General features: G+C 42.6%; 19 protein-coding genes. 10 read left to right on the top strand and 9 right to left on the bottom strand.

Annotated elements, in window-relative coordinates:
- The first annotated feature begins 29 nt into the window (after positions 1-29).
- The 6 genes from LA303_RS05765 (at position 30) to LA303_RS05740 (ending at position 8774) form a co-directional block, all read left to right on the top strand.
- Complete coding sequence (locus tag LA303_RS05765; RefSeq protein WP_240526973.1) at positions 30-845, top strand: ParA family protein; 816 nt, start codon at positions 30-32, stop codon at positions 843-845.
- Entirely contained in the window at positions 835-1734 is a 900-nt protein-coding gene (locus tag LA303_RS05760; RefSeq protein ID WP_240526972.1) for a ParB/RepB/Spo0J family partition protein, read from the top strand. The genes LA303_RS05765 and LA303_RS05760 overlap by 11 nt, the downstream gene beginning before the upstream one ends.
- Positions 1735-1738: 4 nt before the next feature.
- The gene (locus tag LA303_RS05755) at positions 1739-2341 is read left to right on the top strand and encodes a DUF5683 domain-containing protein (RefSeq protein ID WP_240526971.1); all 603 of its coding nucleotides are present in this window, start codon (positions 1739-1741) and stop codon (positions 2339-2341) included.
- A gap of 14 nt (positions 2342-2355) precedes the next feature.
- On the top strand, positions 2356-5160 hold the full coding sequence (locus LA303_RS05750) for a S9 family peptidase (protein WP_240526970.1): 2805 nt from the start codon (positions 2356-2358) through the stop codon (positions 5158-5160).
- The gene (locus LA303_RS05745; RefSeq protein WP_240526969.1) at positions 5147-5548 is read left to right on the top strand and encodes a hypothetical protein; all 402 of its coding nucleotides are present in this window, start codon (positions 5147-5149) and stop codon (positions 5546-5548) included. The genes LA303_RS05750 and LA303_RS05745 overlap by 14 nt, the downstream gene beginning before the upstream one ends.
- A gap of 1540 nt (positions 5549-7088) precedes the next feature.
- A complete protein-coding gene (locus LA303_RS05740; RefSeq protein WP_240526968.1) occupies positions 7089-8774 on the top strand; it encodes an AMP-binding protein in 1686 nt (561 codons plus the stop codon).
- 232 nt (positions 8775-9006) lie between these two features.
- Here the strand turns inward: LA303_RS05740 and LA303_RS05735 are convergent, their stop codons facing one another.
- The 5 genes from LA303_RS05735 to pyrB all read right to left on the bottom strand — a co-directional run bounded on the left by LA303_RS05735 (position 9007) and on the right by pyrB (position 13444).
- On the bottom strand, positions 9007-10428 hold the full coding sequence (locus LA303_RS05735) for an aminopeptidase P family protein (RefSeq protein ID WP_240526967.1): 1422 nt from the start codon (positions 10426-10428) through the stop codon (positions 9007-9009).
- Positions 10429-10569: 141 nt separating this feature from the next.
- Positions 10570-11184 carry a hypothetical protein gene (locus LA303_RS05730; protein WP_240526966.1) on the bottom strand — a complete coding sequence of 205 codons (615 nt, stop codon included), beginning with the start codon at positions 11182-11184 and terminating at the stop codon, positions 10570-10572.
- Positions 11185-11268: 84 nt separating this feature from the next.
- Complete coding sequence (locus tag LA303_RS05725) at positions 11269-11922, bottom strand: AlbA family DNA-binding domain-containing protein (protein WP_240526965.1); 654 nt, start codon at positions 11920-11922, stop codon at positions 11269-11271.
- Between the two features lie 50 nt (positions 11923-11972).
- On the bottom strand, positions 11973-12440 hold the full coding sequence (gene pyrI / locus LA303_RS05720; protein ID WP_240526964.1) for an aspartate carbamoyltransferase regulatory subunit: 468 nt from the start codon (positions 12438-12440) through the stop codon (positions 11973-11975).
- 83 nt (positions 12441-12523) lie between these two features.
- Positions 12524-13444: an aspartate carbamoyltransferase gene (gene pyrB / locus LA303_RS05715; protein ID WP_240526963.1), complete on the bottom strand. Its 921-nt coding sequence runs from the start codon at positions 13442-13444 to the stop codon at positions 12524-12526.
- 350 nt (positions 13445-13794) lie between these two features.
- Here pyrB and rfaD point away from each other — a divergent pair, with 350 nt between their 5' ends.
- Complete coding sequence (gene rfaD, locus LA303_RS05710; RefSeq protein WP_240526962.1) at positions 13795-14763, top strand: ADP-glyceromanno-heptose 6-epimerase; 969 nt, start codon at positions 13795-13797, stop codon at positions 14761-14763.
- An 11-nt stretch (positions 14764-14774) separates the two neighbouring features.
- On the opposite strand, the gene LA303_RS05705 is transcribed toward rfaD, so the two are convergent.
- Together LA303_RS05705 and LA303_RS05700 are read right to left on the bottom strand one after the other, a co-directional pair.
- Positions 14775-15110, bottom strand: a complete 336-nt coding sequence (locus LA303_RS05705; protein WP_240526961.1) for a MerR family transcriptional regulator — start codon at positions 15108-15110, stop codon at positions 14775-14777.
- A 12-nt stretch (positions 15111-15122) separates the two neighbouring features.
- The gene (locus LA303_RS05700; RefSeq protein WP_240526960.1) at positions 15123-16094 is read right to left on the bottom strand and encodes a M23 family metallopeptidase; all 972 of its coding nucleotides are present in this window, start codon (positions 16092-16094) and stop codon (positions 15123-15125) included.
- Positions 16095-16191: 97 nt separating this feature from the next.
- Between LA303_RS05700 and alaS the strand changes: the two genes are divergently transcribed.
- From alaS to LA303_RS05685, 3 genes are all read left to right on the top strand, one after another.
- Positions 16192-18807 carry an alanine--tRNA ligase gene (gene alaS, locus LA303_RS05695; protein ID WP_240526959.1) on the top strand — a complete coding sequence of 872 codons (2616 nt, stop codon included), beginning with the start codon at positions 16192-16194 and terminating at the stop codon, positions 18805-18807.
- A 182-nt stretch (positions 18808-18989) separates the two neighbouring features.
- A complete protein-coding gene (locus tag LA303_RS05690; RefSeq protein WP_240526958.1) occupies positions 18990-20246 on the top strand; it encodes a tetratricopeptide repeat protein in 1257 nt (418 codons plus the stop codon).
- 3 nt (positions 20247-20249) lie between these two features.
- Positions 20250-21476: an SPOR domain-containing protein gene (locus tag LA303_RS05685; RefSeq protein ID WP_240526957.1), complete on the top strand. Its 1227-nt coding sequence runs from the start codon at positions 20250-20252 to the stop codon at positions 21474-21476.
- 26 nt (positions 21477-21502) lie between these two features.
- Here LA303_RS05685 and LA303_RS05680 read toward each other — a convergent pair whose 3' ends face one another.
- Both LA303_RS05680 and LA303_RS05675 read right to left on the bottom strand, forming a co-directional pair.
- Positions 21503-22963 (bottom strand): hypothetical protein, encoded by a 1461-nt coding sequence (locus LA303_RS05680; RefSeq protein WP_240526956.1) that lies wholly within the window; start codon positions 22961-22963, stop codon positions 21503-21505.
- Positions 22964-23165: 202 nt separating this feature from the next.
- Entirely contained in the window at positions 23166-24518 is a 1353-nt protein-coding gene (locus LA303_RS05675) for a RagB/SusD family nutrient uptake outer membrane protein (protein ID WP_240526955.1), read from the bottom strand.
- Between the last annotated feature and the right edge of the window lie 9 nt (positions 24519-24527).

Genomic DNA, 24527 nt, shown 5'->3' with positions numbered 1-24527 from the left:
AAGTTGTATTTTTGTAAGCTAAACAAACTATGGGGAAAGTTATTGCCATAACCAATCAGAAGGGCGGAGTAGGAAAAACCACTACCGCTATTAGTCTCGCTGCCAGTTTGGCTGTTTTAGAATATAAAACATTGCTTGTGGATGCCGATCCGCAGGCCAATGCCACGTCAGGAATCGGAATAGACCCGAAAAGCATTCAAACCAGTATTTACGAATGCATGATCGATGATGTCAATCCTGAAAATGTTATTCTGAAAACATCCACTCCCCATCTTGACCTTCTCCCTTCACATATCGATTTGGTGGGCGCTGAAATTGAGATGATTAATCTACCCAACCGGGAGAAAAAAATGAAACGGGTCATCGACAAAATCAAGGATAATTATGATATGATTATCATTGACTGCTCCCCCTCGCTTGGATTAATCACCATCAACGCCCTTACCGCTGCCGACTCGGTCATCATCCCGGTACAATGCGAATATTTTGCATTGGAAGGGCTGGGAAAACTCCTAAACACCATCAAAATTGTACAGAGCAATTTAAATCAAGACCTGGATATTGAAGGAATTTTACTGACCATGTTCGACATTCGCTTACGCCTTTCAAAACAGGTAGTCGAAGAAGTAAAAACCCATTTTCAACATCTTGTTTTCGACACCATCATCAACCGGAACACCCGGCTTGGCGAAGCACCGAGTTTTGGGAAATCCATCATCATGCACGATGCTCAAAGCACAGGGGCCATCAACTATTTGAACCTAGCCAGAGAATTATTACAAAAAAATGAAATGACCGGAATGAAAAATTCCGATAAACAAATAAAAACGGCGGATGACAACTAAAAAAACAACAAAACGGGTGTTAGGCCGTGGACTGGATGCGATATTGAGCAGCCCGGAAACGGATATTACATCCAAAGACATATCAGGAAACTATGTAGCCGGAGCCATTGCCGAACTCGATTTAGACCAGATTGAGGCTAATCCTTTCCAGCCGCGTACCGATTTTGACGAAACCATGCTGCAAGAGCTGGCAGAATCCATCAAAAGTCAGGGCGTAATTCAACCGGTAACCGTACGCAAAATGGGGCGCGAGCATTATCAGCTGATTGCCGGTGAGCGCCGGTTAAAAGCTTCACGGCTGGCCGGATTAAAAACCATTCCGGCTTTTATCCGGGTAGCCAATGACGAGCAGATGCTCGAAATGGCATTAATAGAAAACATACACCGGCAGAACTTAAACGCCATCGAAGTAGCCATCAGCTACAAACGACTGATTGAAGAATGTCAGCTCACCCAAGAACAGCTCAGTGAAAAAGTGGGGAAAAACCGGACCACCATCACCAATTTTTTGCGCCTTTTAAAACTTCCGCCCGAAATACAAATTGCTTTACGCGATGGAACCATCACCATGGGACACGCGCGTGCGCTTTTATCCATCGAACAAGAAGCTACTCAGCTCCGGCTTTTAAAGCTGGTTTTGGACGAAGGGCTCAGCGTACGGCAGGTAGAACACATGGTTCGGGAAATAAATCACCGGGAAACCCCATCAAAAAAACAAAAGAAGCAGGAACTACCTGAAAAATACAAGGAAATAACACGCCGGCTAAGCGATATTTTGGGAACAAAAGTGAGTTTAAAAAGAAATACTAAAGGCGCCGGTACACTCGTTATTTCTTTTAAAAATGATGAAGGGCTATCCCGTGTGGTTTCTGCGTTGGAAAAAAAATAATTCGGTGAATGAATTGAAAAAACCATCAATCTTCCTTTTTCTCATCCTGCTATTTTTTTGGGCAGGAGGAATACAGTCCGTTACAGCCCAGGAAACTTCCCATCAAAACAAAACCACAAAAACGACTACGCACAGAAAAAAGAAGAAGAAACCGCTTCCGCGCGATCCAAAAAAAGCAACCCTGATGGCTTTGGTCCCCGGGCTAGGACAAATTTACAACCATAAATACTGGAAATTACCCATTGTATATACCGGTTTTGGCGTTATCGGTTATTTTGTGGTCACCAATACTCAGTATTACCAAGACTTTAAGGATGCTTATAACTGCAAAGTAACCGATCCTGATTGTAAAAATCCGCTGGCTGAAAAATATTCAGAAGAAACACTAAAATATATCCGTGACTATTACCGGCGCAACATGCAATTGTCTTACATCATTGGTGGCGCCTGGTATTTGTTACAACTAATTGATGCCAATGTAGATGCCCATCTCTCCCACTGGAATGTTTCTGACGATCTTTCGTTAGATATTTCACCGGTTTATCACCCTGTTCCTGTCCGGAATCAACCGGCCTGGCAGGGCATTTGTCTCCGTTTGAAATTTTAAACCCATAACCACATATGAAACAGCTCTTTCTTTTTTTCGCCACCTTTTTCGTAGCGGCCACTCTCCTGGCCCAACAAAAAAAACCGTTAGATCACTCTGTTTACGACCATTGGAAAGATTTACAGCATCCCATTATTTCAGATAATGGAAATTACATATCCTATGAAGTCAATCCGCAAGAAGGCGATGGTTGGTTATACCTGTATAAAGTAAAAACCCATCAACTGGACTCCCTGCCCCGTGGAAGAAAGGCCCATTTTACACCGGATGGGAAAGTTTTGGTTTATACGATTAAGGCTCCTTTTGCCCAGGTTCTCCACTTAGAACGCCAAAAAGTAAAAAAGGATAAACTCCCCAAAGATTCATTGGCCTGTTTCTACACCGAATCGGGAAAATGGAGAAAATTTGGGCAAATACTGAAAGTGGCCATTCCAGAAAAATCTTCTCCCTGGATTGCCGCTCTGATGAAAGAAAGCAACCCCAAAAAATCAGAAAAAAAAGACAATACGCCGAAAAAGAAAACGAAAAAGCCATCGGAGAAAACAGAAAAAGGGGTACTTCTGTTATTTAACACGGCGACAATGGATTCCACCGGTTTTCGTAATGTAACCACCTTTGCATTTTCCCAAAATGGGAAAAGCTGCGTGTTTTCCGTTCGCCCGTCGGACACCACAAACCAGGTTATTGTTCTGGCTTTTCACACCGGAACAAAAAAAACCGATACCCTTTTCACCGGAAATGCTGTGGTAAAAAATGTAGCCGTGGACGAAAAAGGAGAACAGGCTGCTTTTACTTTTTCAACAGACACTGTTCCCAACAAAGCTTTCGGATTGTATTATGTCGATTTGGATAAAAACACGAAGAACCTGGTTTCAGGAACTGACTTTAAAAACCTGCGAAAAGGATGGGCCATCAGTACACACGGAAAGATTTTCTTTAACAAAGCCGGATCGGAACTCTATTTTGGGACAGCTCCCAAACCTTTACCTCCGCTGAAAGACACGCTGGCACCTTTGGAAAAAGTGAGTCTCGACATCTGGACTTACCATGACACCCTGCTACAACCGCAACAAAAAGTCGAACTGAAAAAAGAGAAAAAGCGCAATTATACCGCTGTTTATTTTCCAAAAGAAAACCGTCTGGTTCAATTGGCCACACCACAGCTGCGGGAAGTCCGGATCAATCCTAAAGCCAAAGGAAATCTCAGCCTGGGATTTGACAATCGGCCCTATCTGAAGATGACTTCATGGGCAGGACAATGGTATAAAGATGTTTACCTGATCAACCGGGAAACCGGGAAAAGAAAACGCATCATCCGGAAAGTGTCAGGAAACGCCTATCTTTCACCAAATCAGCAATACGTGGCCTGGTATAATGTACAGGACAGCGCTTGGTATGCTTATTCGGTAAAAACCGGAAAAAACATCAATCTGACCAAAACAATTCCGGTAGCCTTTTACGATGTATTGAACGATGTTCCAAACATGGCCCCGCCTTACGGAATGGCCGGATGGACAAAAAACAACCGCTTTGTGGTATACGACCGCTACGATTTGTGGTCACTGGATCCTTCTGGAAAACAAAAACCGGTCAATCTTACTTCCGGCATGGGCCGTAAAAAAGATTTGCGTTTCCGGTATGTGAAACTTGACAAAGAAGCACAGACCTTACCGGACAAAATGCTGCTTTCCGCTTTTCAACTGAAAAACAAAAAAGCCGGGTTTTATTCTCTACAAATAAAAAATCGGAATCCCCGGAAACTTCTTCTGGAAGATTATGCTTTCCGCACCCCCATCAAAGCAAAAAAAGCACCTGTCATTATCTGGAGAAAAGAGAGCTTTCGGGTTTACCCCGATTTGTATGTCAGCAACCTGAATTTTTCAGATGCCCGGCAAATTTCCCATGCCAATCTGCAACAAAAAAACTATTTATGGGGAAATGTAAAACTGGTGCAATGGGTCACCTTTAACGGCGACACCATGCAGGGACTTTTATACACTCCCGGAAACTTTGACCCGGCGAAAAAATACCCCATGATTGTTTACTTCTACGAACGGTATTCCAACCGGCTGCATCGTTACTATGCTCCCCGTCCTATCCGTTCGGTGATCAACTTTAGCTATTACACCAGCAACGGGTATGTCATTTTCATTCCTGACATTAAATACCGTGTAGGCTGGCCGGGAGCCAGTGCATACAATTGTGTGGTCAGCGGAACAGAAGCCATGATCAGCCGTTATCCGTTCATTGACAGAAACCATATTGGAATGCAAGGACAAAGCTGGGGCGGCTACCAGTCGGCTTATATCATTACCCAAACCGATTTATTCCGTTGTGCTGAAGCCGGAGCCCCCGTCAGCAACATGACCTCAGCTTATGGCGGAATCCGCTGGGGATCAGGAATGAGCCGTGAGTTCCAGTACGAGCATACCCAAAGCCGTATCGGAGGAACGCTATGGGACAAACTGCCGCTGTATATGCAAAATTCACCACTGTTTTTCGTTCCGCGTATTCACACGCCGTTACTCATTATGCACAACGACAAAGACAATGCCGTGCCGTGGTATCAGGGCATCGAACTTTTTAATGCCATGCGCCGGCTTAACAAGCCGGTTTGGATGTTGGTGTACAACGGACAGCCACACAATCTGAGTCGCCGTGCAGACGAAAAAGACCTGACCCGCCGCTTTCAGCAGTTTTTTGATTATTACCTGAAAGGTGCGCCCGAGCCTAAATGGATGAAACAGGGAATTCCGGCAATTGAAAAAGGCCACGATTTTGGTTTTGAAACAGAAAGGAAAAAAGATGGACAAAATTGATTTGCCAGCCAATCACCGGAGGTCTTTCTCTTCTACCCTTTTTTTATTGGAGAAAATGACCGAAGAAATCCGGGAAACATTGTTATCCGAAAAAAAACTGCGGATGCAAAAAGTAGACAAAGACCTGGATGAGGCAAAAAAAGAATCAGTCATGAAAGTGCTGGATGCACTGGAAGCAGAAATTGCCCGCCTGGCCGATAAATACCAGCTTCCGCCACAGGAACTGGTAGAAAGTCATTTTCTGAATGCCCGGAAATCAAAGGCATGGGAAATATTAAACGACTCTTTTTCCAAACGGATGAGCGGGTTTGGGAAGTTTCCGCCCGAACTGGCCAAAACATTTGATGCCGACATTGAAAACCTGCTGAAACTGGTAAACCGGTTATAGTTTTCGTGCAAAAACCAGATGCCCTTTTCGGGGGGATTCCGCTCGGACGATGAAGGAATATGGAGATGTTTGATTTTGGATGGGAGGATGTTGAAGATTAGTTGATTTGTCCTGCGGAACACAGTGAAGCAACTATTTTAAGTACTCCAAACTTCACACTTTAAGTACTTCAAATGCCTAAAGTTTAAAGTGCCTAAAGTGGGAAATCCCAAAAAGCAAAAAACCAAATGACAAAACAAATAAAATAGTAATAATCAGCTTTTTTGTCCTTCTGAGCGTAGCGAAGAATCTATTTTAACTACTGCCAGTTTTTTGAGATCCTTCACTTCGTTCAGGACGACAGCGAAAGTATAGTTAAGATACTGAAAATCAATAATCACCATTCATTATTCACCAATCACTATTCATCACTCAACATTTATCGTTCATCGTTTCCCAATGACCAAGCTGGAAATCCCAAAAGGCAAAAAACCAAATGACAAAAAATCCCAAACCCTAAACGCGAAGCACCGATAAGATGTGATGCATTGGAGTCCCGTAGGGACGACTTATTACCATTGACGCTGAATTTATTCAGAGGCCAGTGTTCAACCCCTTCGGGGTTATGATTCTCTGATGGGTTTATTTCCCTGCACTTCGTACAGGGTTATTTTGGTTTAATCCCTTCGGGATTAGTTATAAACCCGAGATACGAATCTATTAACTTTAAGTACTTTTAACTTCAAACATCTTCCATCCTCATATCCTTCCATCCCAAGAGATCCTTCACTTCGTTCAGGACGACAGCGAAAGTATGGTTAAGATACTGAAAATCAACAATCACCATTCATTATTCACCAATCACTATTCATCACTCAACATTTATCGTTCATCATTCCGAATGACCAGTGATTCTTTTTACCACAAAGTCTCACAAAGGACATCACAAAGGAGCTCCAAGGAAATGTAACAAATCTCATCCCGTTTATCATTCATCATTTATCGTTCTACACTTATCGTTCATCATTCCGAATGACCAATGACCAAGCTGGAAATCCCAAAAAGCAAAAAAGCAAATCACAAAAAAATCACAAGCGCCAAATACAAAACGCCAAAACTAACTGTTTTGTCATGTTGAACGTAGTGAAACATCTTTTTTAACAACTGTAATTACTTTTGAGATCCTTCACTTCGTTCAGGATGACAGTGAAAGCATGGTTAAAATACTGAAAATCAACAATCACCATTCATTATTCACCAATCACTATTCATCACTCAACATTTATCGTTCATCGTTTCCCAATGACCAAGCTGGAAATCCCAAAAAGCAAAAAACAAATCCCAGGAAAAATCCCAGACGCCTAAACGCAAAACCCAGAACGCTAATCATTGGGGTTACAAACACAAAATTTTTTATGGTCCATGTTATTTTTTCACAAAAAATTCGGTTTTATCCGGATGAAGATGTATATTTGTCTGTTTAAGAACCTTTTCCAGGGAACGGCATTCGTATTTCCGTCTTTCGGACAAAGCGGTCTTTGGAAATCAAACCCAAAAAAGTATGGAAAAAATCTGGATGAAACACTGGCCTTCCGACATCCCAAAAGAAGTTGTTCTTTCCGAAGGCAAAAAACCTGTTTTTGAGTATTTGAAGATTCATGCCCGCCGCACACCAGAAAAACCGGCCATTATCTATTACGGCCGTGAAATCAGCTACCGCGAGCTGGATGAATCGTCTGATAAATTTGCTCAATATTTACAACAACTCGGCCTTGAAAAAGGAGATCGTGTAGGTTTATTTCTTGGGAACAGTCCACAATATGCCATTGCGCATTTTGGCATCCTGAAGATGGGGGGAATTGTTTGTCCGTGTTCGCCCCTGTTCAAAGAGATGGAACTCAAATACGAAGTTAATAATGCCGGAATGAAATGTTTGGTGGCACTGGACCAGTTTATGCCCATTGTAAACCACGTGCGCGAAGAGATGCCCACATTGTTATCGATAGTCAGTACCAGCTTTCAGGATTATCTGCCCCCATCTCCTACCCTAACTTTACACAACAGTTTGAAAGTTCCCAAACAAACCGATCCGCATACCGATGATTTTATGGCAATCATGCAAACACCGATGAAGGAAGAACTTCCGGAAATCACCATTGATTTAGATCAGGACATTGCCTTATTTGAGTATACCGGCGGAACATCCGGATTGCCCAAAGGCGCCATGCTCAGCCATTTTGCCCATTTGTACAAACCTTCGGCAGCCGATACCATTATGCATATCGGAAAAGACAGCCGGGTACTGACCACCATGCCGTTTTTCAATATCGCAGGAATGCTTTTTCTCATTGGACCGGTATTGCGGGGAGCAACCAACATCATGCTTACCCAGTTTGACCCGCTGGCCGTAATGCAGGCTATAGATACCTACCGCGTAACCGAATGGTACAGCATGGTTCCCATGAATCTGGCTATCATGAAACACCCGGAGGCTTCACAATACAATTTCAGCAGCCTGAAACTGAATTTAACCACCTCGTTTGTCGTTGCTTTAGATGAAAAAATTGCCAAACAATGGGAAACATTTACCGGAGGCTGTCCTTTGCTGGAAGGCGCTTACGGATTGAGCGAAACGCACACGCTGGATACTTTTTGCCCAAGACACAAAATTAAATATGGCAGCATGGGAATTCCCAGCTTTGACGAAGAATTTAAAATTGTGGATTTTAACGATAAGACCAAAGAACTTCCCATTGGTGAAGAAGGTGAAATTGTGTTACGCAACCCGGGATGTATGAAAGGATACTGGAACAATCCGGAAAAAACAGCCGAAACATTGATAGATGGCTGGGTGTACACCGGCGATGTGGGTAAATTTGACGAAGACGGCTACCTGTACTGGCTGGGCCGGTACAAAGAGATGATCAAAGTTTCCGGATTTTCTGTTTTTCCTGAAGAAGTTGAAGCGCTGATCAACCAACATCCGGCAGTGTTGGAAAACGCGGTAATTCCTGTACCGGACAGCCGGAAAGGAGAAGTGATTAAAAGCTTTATTGTATTAAAGCCCGAGTTCCGGGACAAAATAACGACGGATGAAATCATCCGGTGGGCCAAAAACAATCTTTCGTCGCACAAAGTGCCGGCTTATGTAGAATTCAGAAAAGAATTGCCCAAACAAGGCGTAAAATTGTTGCGCCGGATTCTTCGCGACGAAGAACGCCGGAAAAGAGAAAATGCAACAGGATAACAGAAAATCCTGGCACAACGAAAAGCGCCCGGGATGGCAGTGACAGCTGGCGGCGGTGCCAACGGATGTGCAGCAGGCCCGCGAGGGGATTTCGAGCGGGCAGGCATACAGCGACCTATGGAAGCTCGTATGCCGCCGTAGCGAAACACCGTTTGCCCCGCCGCCACTAAAACGGACAGCCCGCCTGAACGACGCAGTCGGGCAGGCCTAAAAGGCGCCCTAAAAAATCATCTTATATAAATCCTTCGCGTTTAAGCCATTCGCGTGGTTCAGCCATGGTCTTTTCCACGTCGGCAATGGTTTTCGGAATGGGTTTTCCGAGAACACGTTTTCCTTCGTCGGTAACCAGCACATCGTCTTCAATGCGGATACCACCAAAATCTTTGTACGATTCCAGTTTATCGTAATTGACAAAATCAAGGAATTTCCCTTCGGTCCTGAATTTATCAATCAAATCGGGAATAAAGTAAATTCCCGGTTCTACGGTGAGAACGAATCCCGGCTTCAGGGCTTTGGCCAGGCGCAGGTAAGCTGTTCCGAACTCTGTAGAGCGCCGGATCGTATCATCATATCCCACATAATCTTCGCCAAGGCCTTCCATGTCATGCACATCCAATCCCATCATATGCCCCAGTCCGTGTGGCATGAAAAGCGTATGAGCACCCGCCTGTACCGCAGCTTCCGTATCTCCTTTCATCAATCCGGCTGCTTTCAGTCCGTCCACGATCGTGCGGGCAGCCAAAAAATGGATATCGCGATAAGGCACACCGGGTTTTATGGCATCAATGGCATTCAGGTTGGCATCGAGAACAATTTGATAAATTTCGGCCTGCCGGGTATTGAATTTTCCGCCCACAGGAACGGTACGGGTAATATCGCTGGCATAATGCAAAGCGGTTTCAGAACCGGCATCCGTCACCATCATCCGGCCTTCTTTCAAAGTATTATGATGACTGTGATTATGTAGTGTCTGACCATCCACACTCAGAATAATCGGGAAAGAAACCGGACCGGTCATGGCAAGTGAAATTCCTTCGATGGTTCCGGCAATATCCTGTTCCACCATTCCGGGCATGGCCATTTTCATGGCGGTGGTATGCATGTAATAAGCCGTAAGCAACGCTTTTTCGATTTCAGCAATTTCCAAATCGTCTTTTATTTCGCGAAGTTTCACCACAGTTTTTATTAATTCAACAGAAGCCGCAGCTTTTACTTCGGCGTTGGGAATTCCCAACAAAGCCGATAATTCAATGATTGTCTCTCCGCGATAAGGCGGCAGAAAATGGACTTTTCGTCCTTCTTTTAACGCTTTGGAAATCCATCCGGCCAGTTCGGAATAAGGGAAACTCTGCTCCACGCCAACCTGTGCGGCAAGGTCTTTCACCAACGGTTGTTTTCCCATCCAGATAATATCATCAATATCTACATCATTACCGAAAATATAATCGTTATTGTTGTCTACATCGACTACGCCGGCAAAGCCGGGATTATCCAGTCCAAAGAAATAGGAAAAATTACTGTCCTGCCTGAAATGATACTGGTTGGCAGGATAATTAAACGCGGCATCCACATTACCGAGGAAGAGTGCCACGCCCGATTGAAGTTCTTTTTTTAATTGCTCACGTCTGCGGGTATAAACTGATTTGTCAAACATTGTTTTACTTTTTTTAATTTATATTTTGGGGTAAAATTACGGAAAATTCCCGGTAAGGGAATCGGAATAAACGTTAAAAACCAAGGAGCTGGAAAGGTATTTTTTTATCCGGATTTTTCAGAATTCCGGATAAAAAACCGGTTAAAACGGAGGCATCGGTGTACTGTAAAAAAATCCATTTCCACCGCCATAACCAAAAGGCAAATAATATCCGGAAGGATGTTTTTGCACGGAAAAAGCCGCATTGATATGAAAATGATCGCTTACCTTGTAATCGAACTGTACCGAAGCTCCGCTATTCCTAAAATCTGCTGCTCCCGGATTTATTTTCTCCTGGGCAGGCGAAAGTGGGTTAAGCAAAAAAGTTTTGTACCCTGCCGTTGTTACAGAAAGTTTTTCATTGATCTGATAGCTTCCCGACAAATAAATTGTTCCATAACTTTGGGCTTGATTGTCAACACGGGTTCCTTCCACATAAGGGATTCCGCTTGTAAAAAAATTGGTATAGGCCATACCGGCAGCAAAACTCCATTTCTTATTTACCGGGAAAGTCACCATCGGAGCCACATAAGTACCAAATCCATTTATTCCGGGATAAAAAAAGGCAACTGATGTTCCCAACGAAAGCTGTACCTGCGGTTGAGAGAGACGTCCATCCTTTAATGTATCCTGTTTTTGATCATCACCAAAACGCTGCGCCTGTAGCGTCTGCATAGCCAAAACAAGAATCAAAAGAATAAAAACTCTCCCTTTCATGAATCAACATTTAATGTATAATTCACAAAAGTAAATAAAAATTAACAAAACAGAAAACGGTTGAACCAGATTTTTTTACAGCAATCAGGAAGATAAAGTACACAATGAGAAGAAACTGTCTTCGGTAGTGGTTTTCATTTCTACCAATCCCAACAGAACAAATTCAGAAAGCAGTTTTTCCACTTTATACGGAGAAAGTCCGCATTGCTTTTTAAGAAAAGACAAAGCCCGCATTTCATCGGCATCAAGACACTGAAGAAGATTCCGCTCTTCAGCACTATTCATAAACCGGATTTCTTTATGGCTTTTTAACTGCTGCCAGATTTTCATCTGCACACCATCGGCCAGGATATTTTCATCTTTCACTCGGATATAAGCCCGGTAACGGCCTTGTTTGTCCGATGCTTTGTACGGCTGCCGGGAACCTTTGGGAATCGTAATCTCCAGCACTTTTTTCCCTTCGACAAGCCATTCTTTCGATTGAAAAGAAACTTCCGGTTTACAATAGCGCATGGCCGCATTTTGTATCATGTAAAACTCTTCTTCCGAGCGGATTCCGGAAATTTTCCCATTATCTTTTACCCCAATCAACAGTGTTCCGCCCTCGGTATTGGCAAATGCCGATAACGACCGGGCAATTTTAGGCGCATCCGATATTTCAAATTTAAAATCGAGATGTAATCCTTCGCCTTGTGCAATAAGGCGAAGGACAGGATGACGTTTTCCGGAATACTTCACCGTTATTTTCCCTTTTTACGTGAGGGTGCAAAAATAACGGAAAAGATTTTTTATAAAAACTGAACATCCGACATACTCATGGTTTTTTCGCAATAGCGACAGAGAAGCTTCAGTTTGCCATGGTGGTCACGAATAATCTTAAACTGGGTAGGTACCTCCTGGTTGTTGGTGACACATTTAGGATTTACACACTTTACAATGTTGTGCACTTCTCGTGGCAATTCCACCTGCTGTTTTTTAATAATCTCATAATCACGAATTTCAATAAGAGTAGCATGCGGAGCTACCAATGCAATTTTACTGATTTCTTCCGGTTCGAAAAATTTATTGCTGATTTTGATAATCCCTTTTTTCCCCAGTTTTTTACTTTCAAGATTGGTTCCGAAATAAACATGATCGGTACTTTTTTCCAAATTGAGCATGGTAAAAACACGATAGGTATTTTCGGCCTGAATATGGTCGATTACGGTTCCGGTACGAATGGCCTGTACTTTTAATTCGGTTCTTTTATTTTTCATGGGTTTTTCTTTTTACTTTTTACGGTTTACGGTGTTTTTTATTCAAATTTTTCCGCATAAAAATGCGGCTGTTTCTCAGAGTACTATTCTTTTAATCCGAGAATAGCAGCAATCAAAGCCTGACGAACATACACCCCGTTTTTGGCCTGTTGAAAATAGTAGGCTTTCGGATTATCATCCACATCTTCGCTGATTTCGTTCACCCGCGGCAACGGATGCAGAATACGCAAACTCTCTTTTGACTTTTCAAGCATTTTATTTTCAAGCACATAAGCATTTTTCACCTTTTCATATTCCATCGGATCCGGAAAACGTTCTCCCTGAATCCGCGTCATGTAAATAATGTCGGCAAAAGGAATAACATCGGCCAGTTCGGTATACTGAAAGTATTCCAGTCCGGCATCTTTAATCCACTTTTTCACGCCGCTGGGAAGTTTCAGCGACTCGGGAGAAACCAAATGAAAAGTAGCACCGAAAAGGCTCAGCGCCTGTACCAGCGAATGTACCGTACGGCCATATTTTAAATCGCCCACCAAAGCAATCTGGAGATTCTCCAGGGTTCCTTGTGTTTTCCGGATCGAATACAAATCGAGCAAACATTGTGTCGGATGCTGATTGGCTCCGTCGCCGGCATTGATGATCGGCACCGGTGAAACTTCACTGGCAAAGCGGGCACTGCCGTCTAACGGATTGCGCATCACAATCAGATCGGAATAATTACTCACGGTAAGTATGGTATCTTTTAATGATTCCCCCTTTCGCACACTGGACGTATCGGCGCTGGCAAACCCAATAATACTGCCCCCGAGATAATGTACGGCACTCTCAAAACTGAGACGGGTACGGGTGGAAGGCTCAAAAAACAAAGAGGCAATCACATAATCGGAAAGGATTTTCTGTCGCTGGTTTTCTTCAAAACCTTCTGCAATGTCAAGAACTTTTAAGATCTCTTCTTTGCCGTAATCGGTAATAGAAACCAGACTTCGGTTTTTTAAACGATTCATGAATTAAAAAATTTAAATGGAAAAACAAAAAAAAAAGACGGTAGAAACCGTCTAAAAAATAAAAGCTTTCTTCCGTTGCGGAAGTATATTCTATCTGAAAGGAAATGCGTTTTCGCTAACATCGTTTTATGTTACCGAAAGACAAAAATAAGACAATTGACTACAGCTTTTTCATTCTGCACAGAAAAAGATGTCGACAATATTATCAACAATCCGGAACAGAATAGCGACCTGTCCAAATTTTCTGTTTATGGATATAAAATTCCTACGGCAGGCTGTTGAATAATGCTTCCGGAAATATCAAAACCCGTCCATTTATTGTATTTTTGCCCTACAAAACACAAGAAATTATGATTGTACTTACCGGAGCCGCCGGCTTTATTGGAAGTGTGGTTTTGCACAAGCTGAACCTTGCCGGTTACGAAGATATTGTAATTGTGGATGATTTTTCGTCCGTTGAAAAGAAAAAAAACTGGCAATCAAAAAAGTTTATCCGGAATATTCATCGCGATGAATTTTTTGATTGGTTTGACCAGCATGCCCGCGAAGTGAAACAGGTTATCCATTTGGGAGCCCGAACCGACACCACTGAATTCGACATGCGGATCTTCGACCGGCTTAACCTAAACTACAGCAAAGCAATCTGGGAGCGATGTGCAAAATACCAGATCCCGCTTATTTACGCATCGTCAGCTGCCACTTATGGGAATGGTGAATTTGGATACGATGACAATCACGAGGTGGTGGAAAAGCTGAAACCATTAAATCCTTACGGCATATCAAAAAATGAATTTGACAAATGGGCTTTGAAGCAGGAAAACCAACCTCCTTTCTGGGCCGGGCTTAAATTTTTCAATGTTTATGGCCCGGATGAGTATCATAAAGGACGTATGGCTTCTGTTATATTGCATGCTTTTTATCAAATCCGTGACAATGGCAGGGTTCGGTTGTTCCGTTCGCACCGTCCGGATTTCAAAGATGGCGAACAACTCCGCGATTTTATTTATGTAAAAGACATTTCGGATGTCATTTTATTTCTTCTGAAACAACAACCGGCGTCGGGATTGTACAATCTGGGAACCGGCAAAGCCCGCACTTTTCTGGATCTGGCCCGGGCTGTTTTTGCCGCGCTGGACAAAGAACCGGTAATTGAATTCATTGACACACCTGAAGATATCCGGGACAAATACCAGTATTTTACTGAAGCCAATATGCAAAAGCTGCGGGTAGCAGGCTTTATCCGGCCTTTTACTTCACTGGAAGAGGGAATTACCGATTACGTACAAAATTATCTTGTTCCGGGAAAATACTTCGAATAGGATCTAAACCGTCATTTCCGGTTCTCCGTTAAAACCTGCCTGACATCGAGAAGAAGGTTTCGGGTTCGTTTTAAGGTATTGATAACCTGCAATTTGTCTAACGACTCTTTGTCGTAATGTTTCTTGAAATAGTCGCGAACCCCTTGGATGGTCATTCCTTTTTCTTTAATTAAATGATAGACAATCTCAAAATTGTCCACATCTTTACGGGTAAACAAACGGGTTCCGCCTGAGCTTTTTTTCGGATGAATAAACGAAAATTCCTTTTCCCAATACCGGATAAGTGAAGGCTTCACACCAAACTTTTTAGCCACTTCACCAATACGGAAATAAATTTTCTGGGCCATAGCAGGCAAAGGTTAATCCATCGACTGGGTAGGATATTTCGAAAGGGCAACCATTTTCGAATATTCAGCCGGCGTCAGGTCGTTAAAGAAAAAGTTGATCGGATTAATCGGATGATGATTTTTTATCACTTCGTAATGCAGGTGCGGTGCTGTGGATTTTCCGGTATTTCCCACCAAGCCAATAACCTGTCCGCGTTTTACATGCTCACCTTTTTTTACTTTAAATGCACTTAAATGGGCATACCGTGTCATATATCCAAAACCGTGATCTACAATAATTTCATTTCCGTATCCCCGATTCGACCGAATAACTTTGATCACTACCCCATCGCCGGTAACGTGAACCGGTGTTCCTATCGGAGCAGAAAAATCAATCCCTTCATGAAACTTTTTTACTTTGTAAAACGGATCGATACGGTAACCGAAATAAGAAGAGATCCGCCGCATGTCAATATTCCGTACTGGTTGAATGGCCGGAATACTGGCCAGCATCTTTTCTTTGTTGCGGGCCATGGCAAAAACTTCGTCAAACGATTTACTCTGTACATAAATCTCGCTGGTGAGTTTGTCCAGCTTTTTAGCCGTTTCGATCAACAGTTTTGATTCGTCATAACCTTCCAGATTAGCATACCGGTCAACGCCGCCAATACCGGCTTCTCTGACCGATTTCGGAATAGGCTCCGCTTCAAAAATCACCCGGTAAATATTGTCATCGCGGTACTCCAGCTCATCCATCAGCTTTTGCAGCTTATCGAGCTTATCATTCATCATCCGGTACTGGAGCTTATATTCGGCAATTTCTCTTTTCAGCATTAACTCTTTAGGAGAGTCGAAAAAATTAAATAAGATAAAAACAAAAACTGCTGTCAGAGCAATGGCAGAAAACAGGAACAGAAAAAACCGAAAAACTTTCTGTCCCCGCGTGAGTTTTATTTCTTCGTACGACAGCGTTTTTTCATTAAAAAAATACCTGGTTTTAGCCATATTTGCAATCCTTTTCATCGGCAAAATTAATAAATAACCGTAAATTTGCCCTCTTGAAAAAATAAAATATCAACCAGCAAAAGTTAATTATTTGTATATGACATCATTAGAGATAAGGAAGAAATTTTTGGAATTCTTTCAGTCTAAACAACATACTATCGTTCCGGGGGCTCCCATTGTAGTAAAGGACGATCCCACGTTAATGTTCGTTAACGCCGGAATGAACCAGTTTAAAGATATTTTCCTTGGAAACGCACCGGCAAAGCATCCACGTGTAGCCAATACCCAAAAATGTTTACGGGTTTCCGGAAAACATAACGACCTGGAAGAAGTAGGCCATGACACCTACCATCACACCTTGTTCGAAATGTTAGGCAACTGGTCGTTTGGCGATTACTTTAAAAAAGAAGCCATTGCGTATGCCTGGGAACTGCTCACCGAAGTTTACCATATCAATAAGGATGATCTTTATGTGACTTACTTCGGCGGTGACGAAACCGAAAATTTATCTGCTGACGAAGAAGCAAAAGCCCATTGGCTGCAACATATTCCGGAAGACCATATTTTGCCGGGATCGAAAAAAGATAATTTCTGGGAAATGGGCGAAACCGGTCCCTGTGGTCCCTGTTCTGAAATCCACATCGACTTGCGTCCGGCAGATGAAAAAGCAAAAATCCCCGGAAAACAACTGGTAAATACCGATCATCCCCGGGTCATTGAAATCTGGAACCTGGTTTTTATTGAATTTAACCGTCTGGCCAATGGCTCTTTAGAGCCTTTACCACAAAAGCATATCGACACCGGGATGGGATTTGAGCGGTTAACCATGGTATTGCAAGGAAAAACATCCAATTATGATACGGATATTTTCATGCCGCTCATAGACTTTTTGGCCAACCTTTCCGGAGAAAAGTATGGCACAGATTCTAAAAAGGATGTGGCTATGCGGGTGATTGCCGACCATTTACGGGCTGTTGCCTTTACCATTGCCGACGGACAATTACCTTCTAACACCGGTGCCGGTTATGTTATCCGACGGATATTACGCCGTGCGGTACGTTATGGCTTTACCTTTCTCCATTTTGACGAACCTTTCCTGTATAAAATGCTTCCGGTTCTGGTAAAACAAATGGGTGAAATCTTCCCGGAAATCGTTTCCCAGGAAAAACTGGTCAGCATGGTGATTAAAGAAGAAGAAGAAGCTTTTTTACGCACCCTTTCGCAGGGATTAAAAAGATTTGAACAATATCTGGAAAAACATCCGGATGCCAAACAGATTGACGGACTATTTGCTTTTGAACTTTTTGACACCTATGGATTTCCTATTGACCTGACTCAACTCATGGCACAGGAAAAAGGATTAACTGTCGATATGGAAGGTTTCAAAAAAGGACTGGAAAGCCAGAAAAACCGTTCACGGAAAGATGCTGAAAAAAGTGCTGATGACTGGATTGTTTTACTTCCCGAAGTAAACGGCACTACATTTGTCGGTTATACCCGTCTTTCCTGCGAGGCACGTATCGTCCGTTACCGGAAGATCCAGCAGAAAAAACAGACCTTTTATGAAGTGGTTCTGGACCAGACCCCTTTTTATGCCGAATCGGGCGGGCAGGCCGGTGACACCGGCGTTCTGGTTTCTGATATCGAAACCCTTCATGTTGTCGATGTAAAAAACGAAAATAATCTGCGGATTCATTACGTCAAAGAGGCGCCTCAATATCCCAATGTGGTATTTCAGGCACAAGTGGATGAAAAGAAACGTACACTTATTGCCAATAATCACAGTGCCACACACTTGATGCATGCTGCCTTACGCAGGGTATTGGGTACTCATGTAGAACAAAAAGGATCATTTGTAGATAGCCATCGCTTACGCTTCGACTTCTCCCACTTCTCAAAAATGACAGAAGAAGAAATAAAGAAAGTAGAGCAAATCGTCAATGCCAAAATCAGGGAAAATATACCGGCGAAAATCCTGCAGAATGTTCCCATAGAAGAAGCCAAAAAAATGGGCGCAATGGCATTGTTTGGAGAAAAATACGGCGACAAAGTCCGGGTGGTAATTTATGACCCGGAGTACTCGGTAGAACTTTGTGGAGGAACACATGTTCCGGCTACCGGTCAAATCGGTTGTTTTAAGATCATCTCGGAAAGTGGTATTGCTGCCGGAGTACGGCGTATTGAAGCCGTGACAGCAGAAACCGCTGAAAAATACATTGACGATCAATTGGAAGTACTGAAAAAAATCAAATCCAATTTTAAGATCCAGCAAAATCCGGTTCAGGCTGTTGAACAACTGATACAGGAAAACAACACGCTCCGGAAAGAAGTGGAAAAACTCCAAAAAGAACAAGCCCGGCATCTGGCAGCTGAATTGTTAGGAAAAGCTGAAAAAGTAAAAGATGTCCTGTTTCTTGCACAAAAAACAGATACTGATCCATCGCAGGTAAAAAATCTGGTTCTTCAGTTACGGGCAACAGCCGACAATCTGGTCATTGTGCTGGCTGTTGAAAACAAAGGAAAAGTAAATCTTGCCGTGGGAATCTCGGATGCTTTGGTAAAATCCGGGCGCTATCATGCCGGTGAGATTATTCGAAAAATTGCCCCGATGATCAAAGGCGGTGGCGGCGGACAGCCCCATTTCGCCATGGCCGGCGGCAAAGATGTTTCTGGCATCCCCCAGGCCTTTAATGCGGCAAAAAACTTACTTTAATAAGGAGTCTGCCAAAATCAGAGGAAAGGCTTTTTAACGATTTAAGGTACAATTATTTGTTTTTCAATAATTTGAAACAAAAAAACAGTGTTGAAAAATCGGGGAAATAATTGAATTTATTCGATTTTAAAGTTTATAAATATTCTTACATTTACAGACTTTAGGAGAAGTGTATGATGATCATGACATTTATGTTAAAATACAAAACCATATTTTCCCGAATTCTTTTTGTTTTTCTTTTTCTTGCTTTGCCTGCACTGGTAACCGCACAGAAAAAAGACAAAAAGAAAAAAGACAAAAATAAATGCGAAACGGTTTCGGAACAGGATCTGATTAATTACGCCACCCTTAGCCCGCCCATTTCTACAATTAACCATGCCACCGGATGGGCCAAACAAAACAACGGAGCCTGGTATTCCATGAAAAATGAAATTCCGTTTCCCGACCAAAAAGCCAATAAAGACAATTCCGGGGCCAGAACGTTGGGACAGGATAATTTTACGGAACTGGAAATGCGTAGCCTGATCATCGGAAATAAACAATACAGTGTTCTGATCAAAAAATACCGCGACGGAGAATATGAATTCCCCGTGTTAAAAGAAAACTGGAAACCTTATCGCTCCCTGGATTTTTATGTTTTCCCTACTACCCGGTTATTTAAATTATTGCCGGATAGTGTTACTTTTAATGAATCGTATGCTGTAGCCATGCACGTGCTTACCCGGGGCACCATTAAAGATTACAAACATAAAAACTGGCAAAGCATGCTGGTAGGACAAGCCGAGCAAACCCATCTGGGAGAAAGAATTAACGGAAACGACCTGATTATTGCTGTTTATCCCATCAAAAACAAAGGGAAAGAAGTCTGCCGCTTTCGGCTGATTAAATCTTTTGACAACTCGTATCTCGAATCCATCTACACAGCACCTAACCACTGGGCTTATCTTTTCAACCGGAAGTTCTATGAAGTAAAATATTTCACCTTCAAAAACTTCGTTCAGGCAGCCAAAGACCAATATGTAAAAGTAGTTCCCGAAAATAAATATTCCAACAGCAACACTTTTGAAAATAATTACCATTGGGGAATCCTAAAATACCGCGTGGGTGATTATATTAAAGCCATCGAGTATTTCGAAAAAGCCATTTCACAAAAGCCTAATACACAGGATTTCATGTTGTATGCTTACCTGGGTAATGCCCAAAGCAAACTACACCGGTACAATGATGCCATCAACTCGTACGATCAGGCTTTATCCATACAACCCACCAGCGTAATGGAATATGCCAACTGGGTACGGAATTATTTCAATCGCGGCGTGGCCAAATACTACCTTGGTGATATGGAAGGAGCCTGTAAAGACTGGAATAAGGCATTAGAACTGGGCTTTGGACCAGCCCATGACTATATCATGGAATATTGTAACAAAAAAGAAAAATAATCCATGCCAAGCTACCGGAAAGATATTATCCGTTGGGGGATTTCCCTTTTTCTGTTTTTCCTGGCCGGAACTACTTTTTTACAAGCTCAGGAACTCAATACCTCTTCGGGATATGCTTTTAAGGATAACTGGGCCATACAATTCCAACCGGGATTTTCGCAATTCTACGGCGATGCATCCAACCACAATTATTTCCAGAAATTCAGTGGAGAAATTGATTTTTCAGCAGAACTGAGTGCCCGGAAAATGTTTATGCCTGCATTGGGCGCCGGCATGTTTCTGAGTTATGCCGGATTAAAAAGCCTGAAAGACCAAAAAGCTGATGGAACAAAGGTGGATTTCAGCCTTGGCGGAAACTATTACGATGCCGGATTGTTTCTGTATGTGAATTTCAATCATCTTTTTGCCGGATACAAGCCGACACGACGTTTCTCGGTATACGGAACCATTGGAGCCGGATGGGCTTTTTGGGATTCGTGGCTGACCGACGGAATAACCGGTATCATTCTGAAAAGCGGAACAACCATTGGTGGCTATACATACAAAACCAGCGCTTTTGTTGTTCCTATAGGATTGGGGGTAAACTGGCGGATTTCCAACCGCTGGGCCGTTAATATTGGCGGTACCCTGCGTACCGTAGTAAACGACGATGTGGATGTTTGGCATGATGGTTTTAAATACGATCAGGTACTCACCACACAAATTGGAATTACCTATCACATCCGGCCGGGTTGGGGAACAGGTACTTCCAAAAAGAAAAAAACCAAACAAAAAGAAATCTGCTGTAACGAAGACCAATATAAAGAGAAAGCACCGATTCCTATTTACGACTATGATGCCGTTCCACTGGCAGCGCCAACGGTTGTAAAACCGGCAGCAAAACCAGCACATCATCCCCAGCCAGTAGAATTGACAAAAAAGAAAACGGCTTCTCCGCTGGAATACAGGGTCCAGATTCTGGCAGTTACCCAACCGGTTTCCGTAAAAACATTACAAAACCGTTATCATCTGCCCTTTACACCTGTCGAAAATCGCGAAAACAGACTTTACCGGTATACGGTGGGAAATTTCAGTCAATATTCCGAAGCTTTATCCTGGGCACAAAAGATCAGGAATTTAGGAATTCGTGATGCTTTTGTGGTCGCTTACCGGAATGGCCATCGTGTTCCACTCGTTAAAGGACAAAAGAAGCCAAGCCAGCAGACACAAAAAGTACCCCTGATCTTTTAATTACCATATCTTGGTCCAAACACAAATCAGTAAAACTGCTGTTTCCCAAATTCATTTACAAGAAAAATACGCTCGTTGAAATCTATATCGTCATTGGTAAGGAAAAACAGCGCTCCTACCGGTAATGAAAGGGTAATTCCTTTTCTGCCGGCAGTAAAACTCGTCAGGGTTTTCCAGTTCCCGTCCCAAAAATAAAGCGTGTAGTTTTCACCGTGAACCAAACGGCTCCACGGACTGGTTTTTCGTAACGTAACCTGTTGCATCACCGAAAAATCGGCTTTAAGGAAATGCTTTATTCCATTATTATCCAATAAAAAAGGAGTTCCTTCGCGCATCAGCATATGCCGATGGTAACTCACCGGGAGATAGATAATATCTTTTCCCGTTTTCCGGAAAAAAGCAGCAGAATCCCTCACCCTGGCCCAACTTACCGGACGCCAGCCACCATCATTAAACACCGAAAGATAAACATACCGTGCCGTATCCTGAATTCCCACCCACACCGGAAAAGAAGACACGGCATTGGTAATATCGCTATAATAAAAATCACCAAGAAACGGCGGCGTAGCCCGCTGAATTTTCTTAATGGTATAAAGACTGGCACTGTCGCGGAAAAACGTCCGGCGATACAGTTTAGCCAAACGCCCCGGCTTTTGTAAATTCACCCGCTTCGGATACTCCAGAATCAACTCGTTACTATCCGGAAGAATAACGGTTGTATAGGCATATCCGAAATTAGTATCCGCCAAAAACGGCGTATAATCCAATGCCGCAGCAATGCCAAAAGCCCTCAATACTTTTACCTTATAAACATTGATATCATAAAAATTTCCATAGCCTGTTTTCTCAAGATGCCGGATAGTTTGTACATCTAAACATTTATTATAGGTATCTTTATATCCTATTTTTTTATTAACCAACCGGTTAATATATGATGCCACATCAATGGTATGCACATGGTCTTTATAAAATCTCTTGGGCAGGGGACCATATTCACGGATAAAATATTTCCGAAAATCTTCCACCGGCTCATTGGCCACCCGGTAAGGAAGTATATAATGACAAAACTGCTTGAAGCCATACTTTTTCGCCCACGGAAAAGTTCGCCATGCTGAAAAAGCCTCATTGATATTTCTCATTAAAAAATCTCCGGATAACGAATAAGCATCCACACGAAAACTGTCGGCATGATAAATCAGATTTCCACGAATCTGTTCGGTGGAATCCCACGCGCGTTTAAGCGCAAGATAATCGGTATATTTTTCAGGATTAAAAAAATAATGATGTCCTAAAGTATCCTGCACACTGTAATACACACTGTAGTTTTTATCCATTTGTGCCATCAGCGCATACAATGCATGCAGTTTTAACGAATCTTTATCTTCCACAAAGTAACCAATGGCTTTCATCAGCTCAGGACGGTTAAGGCCTGCTTTCCGGATAACCTTTTGAACGGCAAGAGGAATTCCCGGACGTTTGGATTTCAAACAATGCCAGTTAAAAAAGGGAAAGAAAAGGAGAAAAATAAGCCACAAGTTTCTTTTACCCCGAATTTTCATTGTTACAGAATTCTGTTTGTTTTTTACAAAGGTAGAATGATTTTTGATTTATCCCGTTTTTCGCTCTCTTCCAATAAAAAAGGCTCCTTTCAAAAAGAAAGGAACCTTTAAAGAGAAAAGTACACGTTGCTCAGATCGCCGGATCGGGCGGACAATTCGGATTATTATTTCTTTCCTCATAAGAATAAGGATAGAAATTCCGGTTCCGCTCGCTCACAATATCTTTATCCGGGCTGGGAACAAACGAAGAATGAATTCTCCGGCTGTCTTCCAGCCGTTGACCGGTCAGGAAAAGTTCGATACATCGCTGAATATAAATCTCATTAAGAACGGCTTCTTTGCTGGTAGCATCACCCGTCCAGGGGCCAAGACCAGCATTCACGCCAAACACGTCATTGGTTTTTTCTCTTATAACATTGATTTCTTTCACAGCATCCGCCAGATTGTCCTCACGGGCATAAGCTTCTGCTTTGATCAAAATCATTTCACCCGGAAGATAAACCGGAATCTTTGTATTTCCGTTGGCGAAAAATCCTTTCAGGTTATGCACTTCATATCCACCAAACTCAGGCAATGCATATTCGTGAACCGTGGTATCCATGTAAAAAGTCAATCTTCCATCACCCGGTTCCGGCTGATATTGTACATATCCGGTATCCGTATTGAGCATAATTCCAAAATTCCATCTGGGTTTGGTATCAGGTTGCCCATCAACAGCAAACACAAAAACCGGATTCTTGTTTTCACTTCCATCATACCACCATTCCGATTTAGAAGTCAAATCTACTTTATCGGCCGTAGCAATGGCATTGGCATAATCACCAAGATAAAGATAATACCGGGCCAAAAAAGCTTCAATCGAATTTTTCAAATCAATTGTCGGGATGACTTTCGTTTTAAAATCATCGGAAATAGGATCGGCATCGATATCATTCAATGCGCTTTTCAGCAAATTTACCGCTTCGGTCAAAACAGCGGTACGGTCACTAAATTCGGCATCCACACCATCATTGATCGGGGCTTCCTGAAAATCCATTACCAGGTATCCCAAAGTCATGGCTTTCATAAATTTAGCCAACGCTTTAATTCCGCTTTTGGTGCCTGCCGGCATTTCCACATTATCTACATTTGCTATAATATTTTCTGCCATTCCCTTATCGCGCAGCAATCGGGACCACAATCTGACGATTCCGGCATTTTCGCCGCTCAACGCGGTTCCGCCATAGGTCAGCTCCATTGGGGTAACATAAGTACTTGACACTCCAAATTCGCGTGTGGTTATTCCCGGAATCTCCACAATAGGAGACAATGTAGAGGTAGAAAAATGTTGTATCAGTCCGATACTGGCTGCTTCTAGACCTTCTTTGTCTTTAAAGATCTGGTCGTCTGACGGGGCATTGATATTCGGAAAATCTTTTTTACAGGAAGTAAGAATCAATCCTGCCAGAAAAAAGATGCCCACTATTTTTAATATATATTTCATCGTGATTAT

It is taken from the genome of Candidatus Sulfidibacterium hydrothermale (assembly GCF_020149915.1).
GTDB classification, from domain to species: domain Bacteria; phylum Bacteroidota; class Bacteroidia; order Bacteroidales; family F082; genus Sulfidibacterium; species Sulfidibacterium hydrothermale.
The sequence above is the reverse complement of the archived record's forward strand: the minus strand, read 5'-3'. Positions and strand labels throughout refer to the sequence as shown.